13 protein-coding genes, 1 tRNA gene and 1 pseudogene are annotated in these 15,233 nt (G+C 48.5%); 5 read left to right on the top strand and 10 right to left on the bottom strand.

The features are described 5' to 3' along the window. Positions 1–172 precede the first annotated feature (172 nt). The 3 genes from IL_RS00285 to IL_RS00275 form a co-directional block, all read right to left on the bottom strand. Positions 173–1,027 carry a LolA family protein gene (locus IL_RS00285; protein WP_011233319.1) on the bottom strand — a complete coding sequence of 285 codons (855 nt, stop codon included), beginning with the start codon at positions 1,025–1,027 and terminating at the stop codon, positions 173–175. Further along, positions 1,017–1,559, bottom strand: a complete 543-nt coding sequence (locus tag IL_RS00280) for an RNA polymerase sigma factor (RefSeq protein WP_011233318.1) — start codon at positions 1,557–1,559, stop codon at positions 1,017–1,019. The genes IL_RS00285 and IL_RS00280 overlap by 11 nt, the downstream gene beginning before the upstream one ends. A gap of 817 nt (positions 1,560–2,376) precedes the next feature. Next, the gene (locus IL_RS00275; protein ID WP_011233317.1) at positions 2,377–3,273 is read right to left on the bottom strand and encodes a LysR substrate-binding domain-containing protein; all 897 of its coding nucleotides are present in this window, start codon (positions 3,271–3,273) and stop codon (positions 2,377–2,379) included. 102 nt (positions 3,274–3,375) lie between these two features. Here IL_RS00275 and IL_RS00270 point away from each other — a divergent pair, with 102 nt between their 5' ends. The 4 genes and pseudogenes from IL_RS00270 to IL_RS00255 all read left to right on the top strand — a co-directional run bounded on the left by IL_RS00270 (position 3,376) and on the right by IL_RS00255 (position 6,308). Further along, positions 3,376–4,224, top strand: coding sequence for a DMT family transporter (locus IL_RS00270; protein ID WP_011233316.1), 849 nt, complete (start codon positions 3,376–3,378; stop codon positions 4,222–4,224). A gap of 19 nt (positions 4,225–4,243) precedes the next feature. After that, a pseudogene (locus tag IL_RS13580) lies at positions 4,244–5,264 on the top strand (IS3 family transposase); the annotation flags it as partial. 181 nt (positions 5,265–5,445) lie between these two features. Further along, positions 5,446–5,871 (top strand): bifunctional diaminohydroxyphosphoribosylaminopyrimidine deaminase/5-amino-6-(5-phosphoribosylamino)uracil reductase RibD, encoded by a 426-nt coding sequence (locus IL_RS00260; RefSeq protein WP_011233313.1) that lies wholly within the window; start codon positions 5,446–5,448, stop codon positions 5,869–5,871. A 158-nt stretch (positions 5,872–6,029) separates the two neighbouring features. Further along, complete coding sequence (locus IL_RS00255; protein WP_011233312.1) at positions 6,030–6,308, top strand: hypothetical protein; 279 nt, start codon at positions 6,030–6,032, stop codon at positions 6,306–6,308. Between the two features lie 294 nt (positions 6,309–6,602). Here IL_RS00255 and IL_RS00250 read toward each other — a convergent pair. Next, positions 6,603–6,680, bottom strand: a tRNA-Arg gene (locus tag IL_RS00250). Between the two features lie 82 nt (positions 6,681–6,762). Beyond that, positions 6,763–7,707, bottom strand: a complete 945-nt coding sequence (locus IL_RS00245) for a helix-turn-helix transcriptional regulator (protein WP_011233311.1) — start codon at positions 7,705–7,707, stop codon at positions 6,763–6,765. Between the two features lie 125 nt (positions 7,708–7,832). On the opposite strand from IL_RS00245, the gene IL_RS00240 reads away from it, so the two are divergent. Then, complete coding sequence (locus IL_RS00240) at positions 7,833–8,471, top strand: glutathione S-transferase family protein (protein WP_011233310.1); 639 nt, start codon at positions 7,833–7,835, stop codon at positions 8,469–8,471. Positions 8,472–8,516: 45 nt separating this feature from the next. Here IL_RS00240 and IL_RS00235 read toward each other — a convergent pair whose 3' ends face one another. The 5 genes from IL_RS00235 to alr form a co-directional block, all read right to left on the bottom strand. Next, positions 8,517–10,076, bottom strand: a complete 1,560-nt coding sequence (locus IL_RS00235) for a serine hydrolase (protein WP_011233309.1) — start codon at positions 10,074–10,076, stop codon at positions 8,517–8,519. 27 nt (positions 10,077–10,103) lie between these two features. Further along, positions 10,104–11,462, bottom strand: a complete 1,359-nt coding sequence (locus IL_RS00230) for an amidohydrolase family protein (RefSeq protein ID WP_011233308.1) — start codon at positions 11,460–11,462, stop codon at positions 10,104–10,106. 149 nt (positions 11,463–11,611) lie between these two features. Further along, on the bottom strand, positions 11,612–12,613 hold the full coding sequence (gene cydB / locus IL_RS00225) for a cytochrome d ubiquinol oxidase subunit II (RefSeq protein ID WP_011233306.1): 1,002 nt from the start codon (positions 12,611–12,613) through the stop codon (positions 11,612–11,614). Positions 12,614–12,616: 3 nt separating this feature from the next. Beyond that, positions 12,617–14,005: a cytochrome ubiquinol oxidase subunit I gene (locus tag IL_RS00220; protein ID WP_011233305.1), complete on the bottom strand. Its 1,389-nt coding sequence runs from the start codon at positions 14,003–14,005 to the stop codon at positions 12,617–12,619. Between the two features lie 132 nt (positions 14,006–14,137). Next, positions 14,138–15,229, bottom strand: a complete 1,092-nt coding sequence (alr, locus tag IL_RS00215) for an alanine racemase (protein WP_011233304.1) — start codon at positions 15,227–15,229, stop codon at positions 14,138–14,140. Positions 15,230–15,233 lie beyond the last annotated feature (4 nt).

Genomic DNA, 15,233 nt, shown 5'->3' with positions numbered 1-15,233 from the left:
ATAAAGTGCGATTGCTCGCTGGTTTAAGCTGTCTTTTATATTTACCGTTACTTTTTGCAGTGTACTTTTATGCATTTTAAACGTCTTTTGCCGACTCGGGCATTACTGATGGTTTATAACCCCGTAGCGCCACGGCCGATTCGCAAGTGCCCGAGCTCGGCAACAGCCTGGCTTACTCCGAATCCGCTCCCATAATTTCATAGCCAGATGGCGCTAAGTCGAACATTTCAGGGTCTATCGCTTCATTAAATGCCACATCTGCCTCAAAAACAAAATACGGTCCATCCATTGTCTCTACTCTTATACGAATAGGTAATTCAGTCTTAGGATCGACCCATAAAGTCAATCTCATGTTTTCAGGCTCCACTGTAAAGACAGTCGTTTCTATTCCATCGATAACTACACCTGGTTCACTCTTCACTTCACCGTCGTAATTTAAAATTTTCGTGTGCCAATCAAGTAACTCATTTTCCAGCGCCTCTTTCGCGTTTTGACCAGGCGTAAAATTAATAGGCATGGCAACTTTGCGTTCAGGGAAGAGTATTAACCCCTTACCAAGTTTAGTATCCATCACGTTCACTACTGAAGGTGCACCTTCAATGTCTGGAAGCGGTGTGTTGACCACCCTAATTTTACTGGGCGATTGGTAAAAAACCTCTACTGTCATAATAACTTGGTCATCCGACTGCATTTGTCCTGTGTACACCATACTGGTGATTTCGCTTAACTTCTTGACCACCGATGCAAATGCAGGTTTGCTCACCGACGTGGTGATAATCAACACAGCGGTTAGCACCAAAGCGGCAGCCGTTCCAGCAAAGCCAAATCGCTTTGGTTGTGAGGCGGTTTTTAACCAACTCCAAAGACGAATCATACCGTTGCCGGGTTCTTCTTCATCTACAGGGTTGTCTTGTGCATCAATGGCAGCGTGAAGTCGGGACTGCATTGCTATATCGTCATGTTCCGAAGGCTTTTGTCCCTTAACTTTATTAAGCATAGTCTGAATAGAATCGTGATTAGTGTTCATGACGAGCTCCTAAATATTCTGATTTACCTACGATACTGGAGAGTTTTAGCTGTGAGCGATGCAGGGATACGCCGACTGAATTGCTAGAGACATGCATTAATTCGGCGATTTCTTGGTAAGAGTATCCTTCGACATGACGCAGGCAATATATGTGAGCGTCTTGCTCTGTCAATTGCAAAAGGGCTTGTTTGAACAGTATCAAATCACGGTCTCGTAAAACTTGGTTCAAAGGGTGCCTTGATGTATCACTTTCATTTTCAGGCACGCTTTCCAAGTCGTCTTCCGCTAATCTTTTATTACGACGTAGATAATCAATCGCTGTGGTAACTGCCATAGACTTTAAATAAGCAGGCCAGTTTTTCACCTCGTTCATGCTTTTAAGAGATTTTTTAAACAGTTTAATAAATACGTCTTGAGTCACATCCTCTGCAAGGTGTGTATCGCTTAACAGTCGATATGCGCAGTGAAAGACTAGCCTCCCGTGTTGCAGTGCCAAGTCAGATATTTTCGCTTTGTGTTGCTGCAATGTCATTCTCCAAAAACACATCTCGACTTAAAGACGATCCAGTTGTCGAAAATATTACCGTTTTTTTAATTCTTTCAGAGCAGCATATGTTAATTGTGCTTTGTTGACAGTTAGGAAAGCAATGAAGGGTAAAACGCCCTACTAAAATAACAAAGTTATCGTAAGCGTGTAGTCGGAGATAATTTGGGACACAGAATGGACACAAGAGAAATTGAGTTAATAGTTACTATCAATGCGAGAACTTCAAAAGATGGCGCGCCCGACAGGAGTCGAACCTGTGACCTCCGCCTCCGGAGTAAATAGCGACTGGCTGACGTTAAATGGTGAGAGAAGTTACTAACCGTGCAGGCCACGTTCTATAGGGATCTCAGGAATATTTTAACGAGGCCATTTAGCCAGATGTTTTAGCGTTTTATCTCCAACCCCTGCAAAACTTGCCACAAAAGGGTATGGAAAAAAGGATAGTTAGCCAGATAACCACTACCCTAAATTATGCGTCGATTAGCAATCACCGTGGTTTAAATATTAACTAAAACGCCTATAATTTGGTAGGAGCAAGTGCTCTTGAAAGGGAGCTAAACCTCCCTATGCAGTTTCTGCCTCTGTGTATTATCTTCATTGGACTCTCGGTACTGATGTTAACTTATGCTGTAACTTTGGGGGTTTAAATCTACCGGGCGCTTCTTAGCAGCGCCTGGATTCTACCCACTCATTTTTTACAAGATAAATCTGGGTTCCTCATTGCCATTAGGCTCGAGACACATCGCTACCTGGAGAGAACTCGAGGCCAGTATTGCTAAGGCTGACAAGTTAAGTATCAAGACTAATGCCGTGTACGGCATAAGGCGACCAACCAATCGCCCAGGGACTCAAGCCCGGGACTTTTAGCGGTACTGGAAGGGTAAACAAAATAGAAACTGTCATCGGTTTGAATACTGTGAAACGGCAATTCAAACAAACTTTCTTCACGCTCTTGCTCGGTTGTCATAAACTCATTTAACAGCGCAATTCCCTGTCCGTATTTAGCCGCCTCGGCAGCAAGTAATAAATGACTAAAGTGGTGAACCCTAGCGCTCACAGGTAACCGAAGGTTGGCTTTTTTAAACCAACGCTGCCAGTCGGTTCCCGGTTCGCCGCTGGCAAATGCGCTTATCGCTGACAGTAATGGATATTGAATGAGGTCACCCGCACTTTCGAGCCGATGAGCCTCAGCCCATAATGCTTTTGAACAATAGGGCTTTAACGTTTCATCATACAAATGGTAGCGCTGATAACCCATGCCTGGCGGCTGTGTTGTAATAAAGCAGTCAGCCCACTGGGTATCAAAATTACCATCCTGAGTCAGCATTTGCAGCGTCAATTCCACATTAGGATAGCGTTGTCGGAACTCATCGAGGGCCGGTATCAGCCACTTTACCGCTAACGAACCATGCACCGCCAGCTTTACCTGCCGGGTATCATATTGCCTGACGTTTGCAGTCGCCCCTTCAATCGCGTTAATTGCTCCAGCAACTTCATTAAAATAGTTCTCGCCGACTGCTGTTAACAAAATTTTGCGGCCCCGCCGAACAAAGAGATCATCACCCAAATATCCTTCAAGTAGTGCCACCTGATGACTCACGGCACTTTGTGACACATGTAAGCGCTCTGCTGCCAGGGAAAAGCTCTCGCAACGCGCAACTTCAACAAAATAATGGATGGAGCGAAGCGGAAGGCTCATTATCTAAAAACCTCATGTGAAAATTAGTTAATATCATTATATTTAATAAAAAGAGCCACGTAAAATGCCCTCATCGCTAACAGTTTAAAGAGGAGAACAAAGGTGGATCGCTCATTGCTCATGGCTATTATTATGTTGGTCTTAGGAAATAACATCGTTATTCTCTCAGATTCTTTGATTAAGCTACTGGATGGTTTTGAGGCACCTTTTCAATTTGTTTTATACCGTCAAATAAGTGCCACGCTGATGCTTTTACCGTTTATGTTGCTTTTTAAGCGCCCATTATTGCCTAAGAATATACGTTGGCATGCCACTCGCGCTCATATTTTTTTACTCGGTACGGTGTTTATGGTGATATCATTAACCACTTTACCGCTAGCGACTGCGAATGCCATATTTTATGCGGCGCCTATTATCACGGTTGTATTAGCCCGCATGTTTTTTAAAGAGCGTGTCACACGCTTATCTTTGATTACTGCAGTCTTAGGCATGGTTGGCGTATTGGTAATTGTGAACCCCTCCTCTACAAACATTTTTGCGTTGGCGGCCCTGGTGGTTGCTACAACCCTGGCGCTCAATAATCTGCTAGTAAAAAAGCTTCCGGCTGAACACAGTATTCTGGACACGCTTTACTTAACTAACCTATTGGGTATTCCTTTAGCTTCTGCAATGGCATGGTTTGAAGGTGCCAGTTTTGATGTCAGTACTTTTTTAATTTCAGTGGGCTCCAGTTTGTTTGCGATGATTTATGCCGGTACCTGCGTTTTTGCTTATCGAGCCGCAGAAAGCAACAAAGTCACCAGCGCCGAGTATACAGGCCTTATTGGGGCGGTAATACTGGGGATTGTGTTTTTTACCGAAACCCCTGACGCAAGGTTTTATATAGGTTCAGTCCTTATCATTGCACCACTCACCGTTTTAACTCTGCGGAACTCTAATAGATCGGCTTAAAGTCGGAAGTCTGGCCTTAAATTACTCTTTGCTCAGCCGGTGGCGGCGTGAAGCCGAACCATCCTCTAAAAAGCTTTCAAGGGATCAAGTAACCCCCGTGACGAAGAAATGGCGCGGCTTAAACGCGAGAATTCCCGGCTTAAAAAGGAACGGGATTTTTGCAAGAAGCGGCAACGTTCTTCGCAAAAGACTCGTTCTGAGATATCAGGCGATAGAGCGTTGCCGAGATAAGTTTCCGATACGCTTAATGTGTCGATGTCTGAAAATGTCACCCAACGGATATTACGCCTGGGCAGCACAGCCTCCCAGTGCCCGGGACGTCGAAAATCAGCGGATACTGACGCGCATTAAGGAGATCCACGAGGACAGTGGTGGTGTAATTGGCGCACCACGTATGCATGAAGATCTGTCTATTGAAGGTGAACGAGTGAGTCTGAATCGTGTGGCCCGCTTAATGGCCGTTAATGGCTTTCAGGGCTGGACTCATAAGAAAGGACGAGGCCGAAAGCGACCGGCCGCCAGACCCGCTGGCCTTAAAGATCACCTGGCACGTGACTTCACAGCAACAGAGCCTGAAACTAAATGGCGAAGTCAAAACCACCGAAGGTAAACCGTTTCTGTGCGTTGTGCTCGACTTGTACAGCAAACGGATAGTGGGCTGGTCTATGCATCATCGGCAGGATCGTTACATGGTTGTTCGCGCAGTGGAAATGGCCGTCTGGCAACGAACAGGCAATCAGCCTGTGATTTTACATTCGGATAGCGGTTCTCAATTTACCAGCGGTGATTATCAGCGTGCTCTCAAATTTAATAACCTGATCAGCAGCATGAGCGCAGTCGGTAACTGCAGCGACAACGCCGGCTGTGAAGGATTTTTTGGGATACTGAAGCGTGAAAGAGTGAATTATCGCCATTATCGAACAAGGGATAAAGCTCGTTCAGATATTTTTGATTATATTGAGCGGTTTCATAATCCAAGAATGCGTCGTAGACTGGCAAAACAAGATCAGCAGTTTAGCGCGATTTTAAACCGTCCGTGATAACGAAGTAGAACCCCAACTGGAAGGCGCATGGAATTACTAAAGGTAAGGGGCTTTCCGTAAACCAACGAATTGAGAGCGACATCAAAGCGCTTTGGTCTGTCATCAGAAGTAAACTTGAGCAGGCTGTTGATGACGGCATACTAAAGTAAACCAGCTAAACCGGGGGTGAAGGTTTCAAATGTCTGAAAAATTCATGCTGGAAGCTTTGAATATTTCCAAACAAGCACTTCCCCACTGTGAACCGAATCCTCCTGTCGGATGTGTGCTGGTTAAAGATGGCGAAGTAATATCCAAAGGCTTTACGCAGGCCATTGGTGGAAGTCATGCAGAAGTAGAGGCTTTAAATGCTCATTCAGGAGACCTAAGCGGCGTTACTGCATACGTCACTTTAGAGCCTTGTTCTTTTGTCGGCCGGACTGCTGCTTGCGCAAGCACACTTCTCGCTTCGGGCATCAAGCATGTGATTATCGCAATGCTCGACCCAGACATCAGAAACAATGGTAAAGGCGCAGAGATACTAACGGCGGGAGGCGTAAAAGTTGAGGTCGGCCTGTGTGCTGAACTGGTAGCACAATTCCTTTCCCCCTATTTAGCAAAATCATAAATAGTTTCGCTAAAAACCAGAAAGCTATGGTTTAACAAGGATTAGGTTATAACTACACGAATTTTCAGTCTTTCCAGCCCCTTAAACTCGATTAAAGGTTGAGCACTTCTGTTTACTGGGCAAGAACCGACTACGCTCCAATATTGAATGTAAATATTATGGGCAAAACTACTGCAGAAAAGGACGCTCTTGAATCAGTAGATCCCGGAATAGTAGGTGAAATAATAGGGAAGTGGGATGCCAAAAACGGTTTGGAGACAACGATGTATTTGTATAGCGAAAACGGAAAGCATTATATTGCCCAAGTATTCGGGCCAGGTGAAATTAGCAAGCATGAAGTAACATTAAGCGATATAAAACACGGAACAAAAATTGAGAATGTTGAAGAAAACACGTTTGGCGAATATTTCGTTATGAACGACTCAGGCTGGTTATAGTTCTGGAGCGATAACGGAAATTACTACACAGCTCCACCTGCTAAATAAAGCATGTAGTGAGCCGATTACTTTTTCTCTGGAGGAGTTCGTTTTATTATTAGATTAGGCAAAGGTCAAAATTTACATCCGCTAATTTGTCACCCGCAACCGCGGCCACAATCTGGACACAGAATGGACACAGCCCTGATCCAGCGCCAAATCAGCCACAATAGCTAACGGTCACGCCGAAAAATCAGCAAAGAAAAGAATTTAGAGTAGATACGAAAGGAGGAAAATCTCTGCAGGCTAGGGAAATGGCGCGCCCGACAGGAGTCGAAACCTGTGACCTCCGCCTCCGGAGGGCGGCGCTCTATCCAGCTGAGCTACGGGCGCGTAGTTTGGAGTCTTCAGAGCAGGCGTGGATTTTAGGGAATATCTGCCGCAATGTCCAGTGCTGCAAACCGGGCAGATACCACTAACAATAACCCATAAGCTGCTCGGCACGGCGCCGCAAGGCTTGTTTCAAGCTGTCGGGGCTTATAATGGTGAAGTCGAAAGGCAAGCGAACCAGCCACCAGGCAAACCATTCTGTGCTGTCTACCACGGTTTCAATAAATATCGCGTTGTCTTCCTGGGTTAAAATACTGGCGCTTGTGCCTAGCTCGCGGGTCGCTGTGTCCAGGTCGGTATGTAATAAAACTCGCACTTTCAGGTTGCCTGGCATGGCACACAGGCTTTGTTTGAACTGTTCGGCGGCGTTGTAGTTTAAAGGCCTTTCAAAGGTCGCTTTAAGTAGTGTCACCTCGGCTAAACGGTCTAATCGAAAGGTGCGCAATGCCTGCCGCAAATGGCAGAATCCGCCTATATACCAGTGTCCTAGCCTATAGAACATACCGTAAGGATCGAGCTCGCGCTGCTGCCCGGGCTCAGCTTTGCCCACATACACAACTTGTACCCGCCGCTGGCTCTCTATGGCTTCCATTAACGGCATTAATAACGACTGTTCCTGCGGCAGCCCAGAGTCGGGCAATAACAGGTTTGTATGCTGTGTAATGGAGCGAGCCCTTGCCTGAATATGCTCTGGCATAACGCGCTCAAGTTTCGCCTGAACGCTGGTCAACGCCGGCGATGCATCGGTTAGTTGAAGAGTTTTCGCTGCCAACAAGCCTAGCGAAAGCGCCAGCGTTTCTTCATGAGTAAACATCATCGGCGGCAGCTTAAAACCGGCAACCAGCATATAGCCTCCATGTGGGCCATGCTCTGTGGTAACCGGAATACCCAACTCCTCAAGCGCACTGATATAGCGCCTGACTGTGCGTTTATCCACGCCTAGCATTTCTGCAATTTCAGTGCCGCTCAAGCGCTTGTGGGACTGCAATAACTCTAGTAAGGCGAGTACTCGTGTTGTCGGGCCGGTCATAATTTTCCTGAAAAAAGCGGTGAAAATAAATTTAGATAAATATTTTTATATAGGACTAATTATGACCTATATAGACAATATAGTTCTTATCAGACGTAAAACCCACAATAAAAAGGAGCTGAGCTATGAAAGAAAATATGTCTAAAAACACCAAAGAAATCGTTTTCTATACTAACCCTGAGTCCCGGGCACGCATTGTTCGTCGTATGCTGGAAGAGGTTGGCCAGCCGTATACGGTCAAAGTACTTAACTACAATGGCGAGATGAAAACGCCCGAGTATCTGAAAGTTAATCCGTTAGGAAAGGTGCCGGCAATACAACACGGCGATTTGGTTGTTACGGAAACCGCCGCCATTTGTGCCTACCTGGCCGATCAGTTTCCGGAAAAGAACTTAGCTCCACCACTGGACAGCCCGGAGCGAGGAACTTACTACCGTTGGCTATTCTTTGCGGCCGGTCCGGTGGAAATGGCCAACAGCGCCAAAGCCTGTGGCTGGAACCTTGAAGATAACCTGCAAATGGTTGGCTCTGGTAGTCACGACGATGTCCTGAAAGCTCTTGAATTAGCCGTTTCTAAAGGACCTTATATTTGTGGCGAGCAGTTTACCGCGGCAGATGTATACGTTGGTAGTCATATTAGCTGGGGCATGCAGTTCAAAACACTGGAGGAGCGCGACTCATTCAAACGTTATGTTGAACGAATTGAGAAGCGCCCCGCTTTCCAGCGGGCAACGAAACTCGATGACGAATTGAGTAAAGGCTAGAACGTCTGAAAATAAGCAGCCAGAAGGCTCTGGCTGCTGAATCTTTTAATCACCGGTTTCCTGCTTCTGTTTTTTCAAATTCAGGTTATGGAAATCGAAGCTGAAATCTGTATAAGGCGCTACGGCTTCCAGCGTTGCACTGTGCACTTCATTATTGCGGTTCACGCTAAAGTCGATAAACGCATCAGCCTCCAGTAAAGGCTCGTCCCAGCGCACAATAAAAGTATCGTCGTTATAATGCTCTAAGGTGCCCTGCAGCATAGGAGTGTGCGTAAAGTTGATGCGCAGCTTTTCCTGCTCGTAGCTAATTTCTACGTCGCCGTACCAGGCGTCATTATAAGTACCGGCGTAGCTTTTAAGCGGAAGCGCCTCTCTTATTTCTTCAGGCTCCTCTACCGCGAACTCGGCTTTTCTTTTCATAAAGGCCTGATATTTTTGCTGCTCTTCCTCCACCCAGTCGCGGTTGGGCAAATCTAACAGGTCTTCTAAGGCTTCTTCGGTAATTGCGGTTAAACCACCAAAAGCCTGCTGGTTACTCAGAACCACCATGCCAAAGTTCTTTTCAGGTATCAGTGTGGTCAGCGACAACATGCCCAGAATACCGCCACTGTGATACACCCGCTTTACGCCCTGGTAGTCTTTTACGAACCAGCCCATGCCGTAACCACCAAAATACGTGCCTTGTTCAGCAGCTTCAGGTGATGTACCCAACGGTGTGGTTAACTGCCACATGGCCTGTTGCGAGTCTTCTGAAAAGAGGCGTTCACCCGATGGGCTCACGCCGCCCTGCAGCTGAGTGATCAACCAGTTACTTAAATCATCAACACTTGCTGCGGTCGCACCTGCTGCACCAAAATCTTCAAGAAAATCTAGCGGGAAACGATGCAGCTCACCGTTCATTTCAATAGTGCCTACCGCAACGTTGTCATTACTTTCAGGTATATGCGAAAAACCAATAACACTCTCGTCCATATTCAAAGGCTGAAAAAAGGTTTTCTCAACGTATTCTCTGTATGGCATGCCCGTAACCCGGTGGATAACTTCACCGGCCGTTACGAACATCAAGTTGTTGTAGGCGAAACGCTCGCGCAAACCGTGGTCAATAGGTACGTGCGCCAGCCCGGCAAGAATATCGCTGGTGGACTTATCGGTGTTAGGCCAGATCATTAGGTCGCCCGCTCCCAGACCAAGGCCCGAGCGGTGACTCAGGATATCGCGAATTGTTAGAGATTGAGTAATAGCCGGGTCGGCCAAACGAAACTCAGGAATGTAGTCTATAACTTTGTCGTCCCAGTTTAGTTTGCCCTGTTCTACCAGCGTTGCCATAGCTGCTGCGGTAAAGGCTTTGGTGTTTGAGGCAATACCAAACAGTGTATTGGCATTCACCGGCTCGCCGCTGTCTATATCACGCACACCGAAACCCTCGGCTAAAATCACTTCGCCGTCTTTAACCGCAACAACGGCCAGGCCCGGAATGTTAAACGCCTCCAGCGTTTCCTCGGCGGTATTGCGAATGCTGTCTGCGCTTTGCGCCCAAACAGGTGCACTGGCCAGCAAAGTAACGCCAAGCGAAACTGAACTTAATATTTTAAATAACGGTTTCATTTATCGGTTCCTTATTATCAATAGCCCTTAGTCAGCGTAAGCCGCCCGAATTTCCTCAACTTTTTTATCAATAGCTTCACGACTAAGCCACTGTCCGCGCACCATAACCCCTTGGTTCTCACGCAGGGTATCGGCGTTCTCCAGAGGATTATCCTTTAACAAAATAAAGTCAGCCCGGTGCCCGGCAGCAATGCGTCCAAAGGTATCCTCATCAGCAAAGTAATCACCTGCCGCTACCGTGGCGGAACGCAGAATATCAGCCATAGGTATACCCGCTTCTGACATCAGCTGTATTTCGTGGTGTATGGAGTAACCCGGAACACTGAATAACTGGGGTGCGTCGGTTCCAAAAATGATTTCCGCGCCGCCTTCGTGCAGGGCGTGCAACAGCTTTTGCCTATTTTCCTGCTGCACTTGCGCCTGTTCCTTATTAAAGTAACTGCTGGGGTTATCGTAATAGTTTAGCCAGCCTTCACGAACCGCCTTTGGTACCAACTGAATTTCCGGGTAGTCTTTCAGTTTGTCGGGATCAGCCGCACCTATCAGGGTTTTCCATAAGGCCTGGGTGGGCACAACCGCAACGTCTTTTTCCAGCGTCATAGAAACCAGCAAATCGAGTTCATCCTGCGTTATTTCTCTGTTCATAGCATCAACGTAAGCGAGATAACCGTCCAGGTGATCAATGGTTCTCTGGCCTGCCTCCATGGCGCGTTTTAATCCGACATCTGCCGGCACATGTCCGGCAAAGTCCATGCCCGCCTGGCGAGCCGTACTTGCCATGGCCTCATACTCTTCAAGGGTTAACCCGGGGTGCACTTTCAGTAAGTCCCACCCTTCATCGCGTTGTGCAATGACCCGCTTCGTCACCTGCTCAACCGACTCAATGGTATTGCCACTGAAGCTGGGGCCAGCTAAATACAACGTTGGACCCTGGCGCTTGCCCGACTCAATATCGGACTTAAGCTGCAACTGGTGCGGATAACCCAGCATGCCACGCACCGTTGTTACACCATTGGCAACGTACAAAAACAACATGTCGTCGGCGTAGCGTTTGGGGAAGTCACCAAAGTCTGTTGCCGGCGGCACATGACCGTGCATTTCTGCCATGCCTGGCAAAACGTATTTCCCTTCGGCATCAATGACCTGCGTATTGTCGTCAAAAGCAGGGGCTTCAGCGTTCGCAAACACACCGCTGATGTATCCGTCATTAACCACTAACGTCTGCTGCTCACTAACATTGGGCTCGCCCTTAAGCCAGTCAACAAGGGTCACGTTTTTAATGACATAATCAGCACTACGAGTTTCATTGTTCTGGGGCTCTGCATTGTTACACGCAGATAAAAATAAGGCCGCAACAGTTGCGGCCAGAAGGTGAGTCAATTTCATTTTGGTTGCCTCCGGCGTCAAGTCTGCCTTTAGCCTAGCGCAAGCTTACAATAAAGCCCAGCGGATAAGGCCACCCACTAAGGTGACCGCCAGTACGCCCAGACACCATAAGCCAACAAACCACAGCCACTTTTTAAATACAGGCTTCATCAGTCGTGGTATCCGCTGTCAGGGTCAACCTTGCCGCGGAACACCCAGTAGGTATAACCGGTGTAAGCGAAAATTATCGGCAACAGGAACACGGCACCCACGAGTAAGAACTTCAGGCTGTTGTCCGGTGCGGCGGCTTCCCACAGGGTAATGCTGCGGGGCACCAGATACGGGAATATGCTGACTGCAAAGCCGGTGTAAGCCAACAGGAACATACCCAAACCCCAAAGGTAGGGCCGTCCTTCCTGTTTTCTATGCAGCGAACGCAGCAAACCAATGGTCATCACCGCCAGCAGTATTGGCAAAGCCCACAGGCCAACAGAGGCCGGGTAAGTGAACCAACGCTCGGCAATAAACATATCGACATAAGGTAAGTAAAGGCTCACAAACGCAATGCAGGCCACCAGCAATATCGTGGTGTACCAGCCGGCACGGTAGCTTTGACGCTGCAGATCGCCGCTGGTTTTCATCACCAGCCAGGTCGCGCCCAGCATCATGTAGCCAATAACTACCGCCACACCACAGAAAATAGTAAATGGCGTCAGCCAGTCGAACCAGCCTCCGGAATAAGCGCGGTCTGTTACCTGAATGCCCTGCAGCATAGCGCCCAGCATAATGCCCTGACTCATTGCCGCTATCAGCGAGCCGGTAATAAAGGATAAATCCCAGATACCTTTGGCGCGTTTGGTTTTAAAACGGTACTCAAAGGCCACGCCGCGGAAAATAAGCCCCAGCAACATGGCAATAACAGGCATATACAGCGCCGGCATCAGCACCGAGTAAGCCAGCGGGAACACCGCCAGCAGACCACCACCGCCCAACACCAGCCAGGTTTCGTTACCGTCCCAGACCGGCGCCACGGTGTTCATCATCACGTCACGGTCTTCTTCTTTTTTGAACCAGGGGAACAGCAGCGCTATCCCCAGGTCAAAGCCATCGAGTGCGACGTAAGCAAATACGGCGACCGAAATTAATATTGCCCAAATCAGTGCGTAATCCATAGCTTACACCTCCTCATCGTAGATGCGCTCAGCGGCCATAGTGGGCTTATGCTTCGCGTAATCGGGAATGGCTACCTGTTCAGGGTTCCCCGCCATTTTGCGCAGAATGTAGAAGGTACCCGCACCAAAAACGAGGAAGTACACCACAATAAAGGCTATCAGGCTGCCCGCCACACCGGCTTTGTCGATGGGCGATGCCGCATCGGCGGTGCGCAGCAGGCCGTAGACCACCCAAGGCTGACGCCCCACTTCGGTGACTATCCAGCCGGCAATGACCGCCACAAAGCCCATAGGTCCCATAAATAAACTGAAACGCAGCAAGGTTTTGTTGTCATACAGTTTGCCGCGCAGGCGTTGGAAGCCCGACCAGAGTCCAGCAAGTACCATCAGCATGCCCACGCCGACCATTATCCGGAAAGCCCAGAATACGGTAACCACCGGCGGCCAGTCTTCCCGTGGATACTGATCAAGGCCGGTCACTTCCGCGTCGATGTCATGCTTAAGAATGATGCTGGCAAGACCCGGAACTTTCAGGGCGTAGTCCACTTCCGCGGTTTCTTCATTCGGCATACCGAATAAATACAACGGTGCCCGGGCTTCGGTATGGAAGTGCCCTTCCATCGCCGCGACTTTCGAGGGTTGATGCTCCTGCGTATTCAGTCCGTGGAAGTCTCCAACAAGAACCTGCAGCGGTGCCACAATGAGTGCCATCCACATGGCCATGGAGAACATTTTACGGGCGGCGGCGTTGGTTTTGTCTTTCAGCAAATGCCAAGCACCCACTGCGCCGACCACAAAGGCCACGGTGAGATAGGCTGCCAGCAGCATGTGCGCCAGCCGATAAGGGAAGGACGGGTTAAACACCACCTCAAACCAGTCGGTGACCACGAACTGCCCTACGTCATTCATAGCGTAACCGGCGGGCGTCTGCATCCAGCTGTTTACCGATAAAATCCAGAAGGCTGAAATAGCCGTGCCCACCGCGACCATCAGGGTAGCGAAGAAGTGTAACTTCTCGCCTACCTTGTTCATACCGAACAGCATAACGCCAAGGAACCCGGCTTCAAGGAAGAACGCAGTGAGTACTTCGTAACCCATTAGCGGGCCGATAACCGGGCCTGCTTTATCGGAAAATACCGACCAGTTGGTGCCGAACTGGTAGCTCATAACAATACCGGAGACCACGCCCATACCAAATGCCACAGCGAAGATCTTCACCCAGTAACGGAACAGCTGCTGGTAAACCGGGTTGCGGGTTTTGAGGTACAGGCCTTCGAGAACCGCCAGGTAACTAGCAACCCCGATAGTAAAGGCAGGAAAAATAATGTGAAACGCGATGGTAAACGCGAACTGGAAGCGCGCTAAAAACAGTGCGTCAAAACTTTCAAACATAGCAAGCACCCTTAATTAAGGTTTGTCTCAAGTATACGCTTTTGTTGACAAAGATCAGGGGTGCCGATGTAAAACTTGTAGGATAAATACTAATAAATGCCATACTTTTTGTATGGCTAATGAACGAAAAACCTATACAAGTACTCTGGGAACCCGGCCGCTAACGCCGGTCAGCAAGTGCCAGGAAATAGTATCAGCACAGGCGGCGACTTCTCGCACGTCAATATTAGGGCCCCAAAGCTCGACATCATCGCCTAACTGCAGATTTTCAATACCGGTAACATCAATCGTCAGCATGTCCATAGAGACTCGTCCGGCCAAACCCACACGCTTTCCACGAACCATTGCCGGTGTGCCATTTTCCGCCTGCCTTGGGTAACCGTCAGCGTAACCCATAGCAACTGTCGCTATAACACTGGGTTTATCGGCACTCCAGCCGCTGCCGTAACCTACCGACTCGCCTTTTTCCAGCTGGTGCAATGCAATAACCGGAGCAACTAAGCGCATTGCAGGCTTCAGTTCTGCCTGCACTTCAGTCACCGTAGACGGATTCACACCATAAAGCAGTAAACCCGCTCTGGCCCAGTCATTATCCTGAAGTGACCACTGAGTATCCGGGTTTAAAAGTCCGGCTGAGTTGTGGAAGCTCCGTGCCTGATAGTCTTTAAGGGTTTCCGACAACTGGCAGAACTGCTGTTTTTGACGGGCGTTTAAACGATGCTCGGCATCGGCGTTGGCTAAGTGCGACATTAAGGTCACACCGGCGACATTCTTGCTCGCACGCAGGCGCTTTAATGCTTGCGGAGCCTGCTCTTCAGACCAGCCTAGCCGGTGCATACCGGTGTCCACTTTTAACCAGACCCACAAAGGGCTAGTCAACTTTGCCTGCTCAATGTACTCAAGTTGCTGTTCACAATGCACCACCGGACTCAACTGATGTTCACAACACAGGTTCAGTTCAGTCGCTGAGAAACACCCTTCCAGTATTACCAAAGGCCCTTTGTAACCGGTTTCCCGAACCGCTAACGCTTCTTCCATAAAGCCCGCAGCCATGCCATCAACCAGCTCTTCCAAGGCATTAACCGCGGGAACGACGCCGTGTCCGTAACCGTCAGCTTTAACCACGCCCAGAAGTTTTCCGCCCGCCATTTTACGACGTACCCACTTAGCGTTGTGCTGTATAGCGGAGGAAGAAATCTCAGCGCGAGTTTGGCGGTAATGCATGGGG

The organism is Idiomarina loihiensis L2TR (assembly GCF_000008465.1).
Classification (GTDB): Bacteria; Pseudomonadota; Gammaproteobacteria; order Enterobacterales; family Alteromonadaceae; genus Idiomarina; species Idiomarina loihiensis.
Note: the sequence above shows the minus strand (reverse complement) of the source record. Positions and strands in the feature narration are given on the sequence as shown.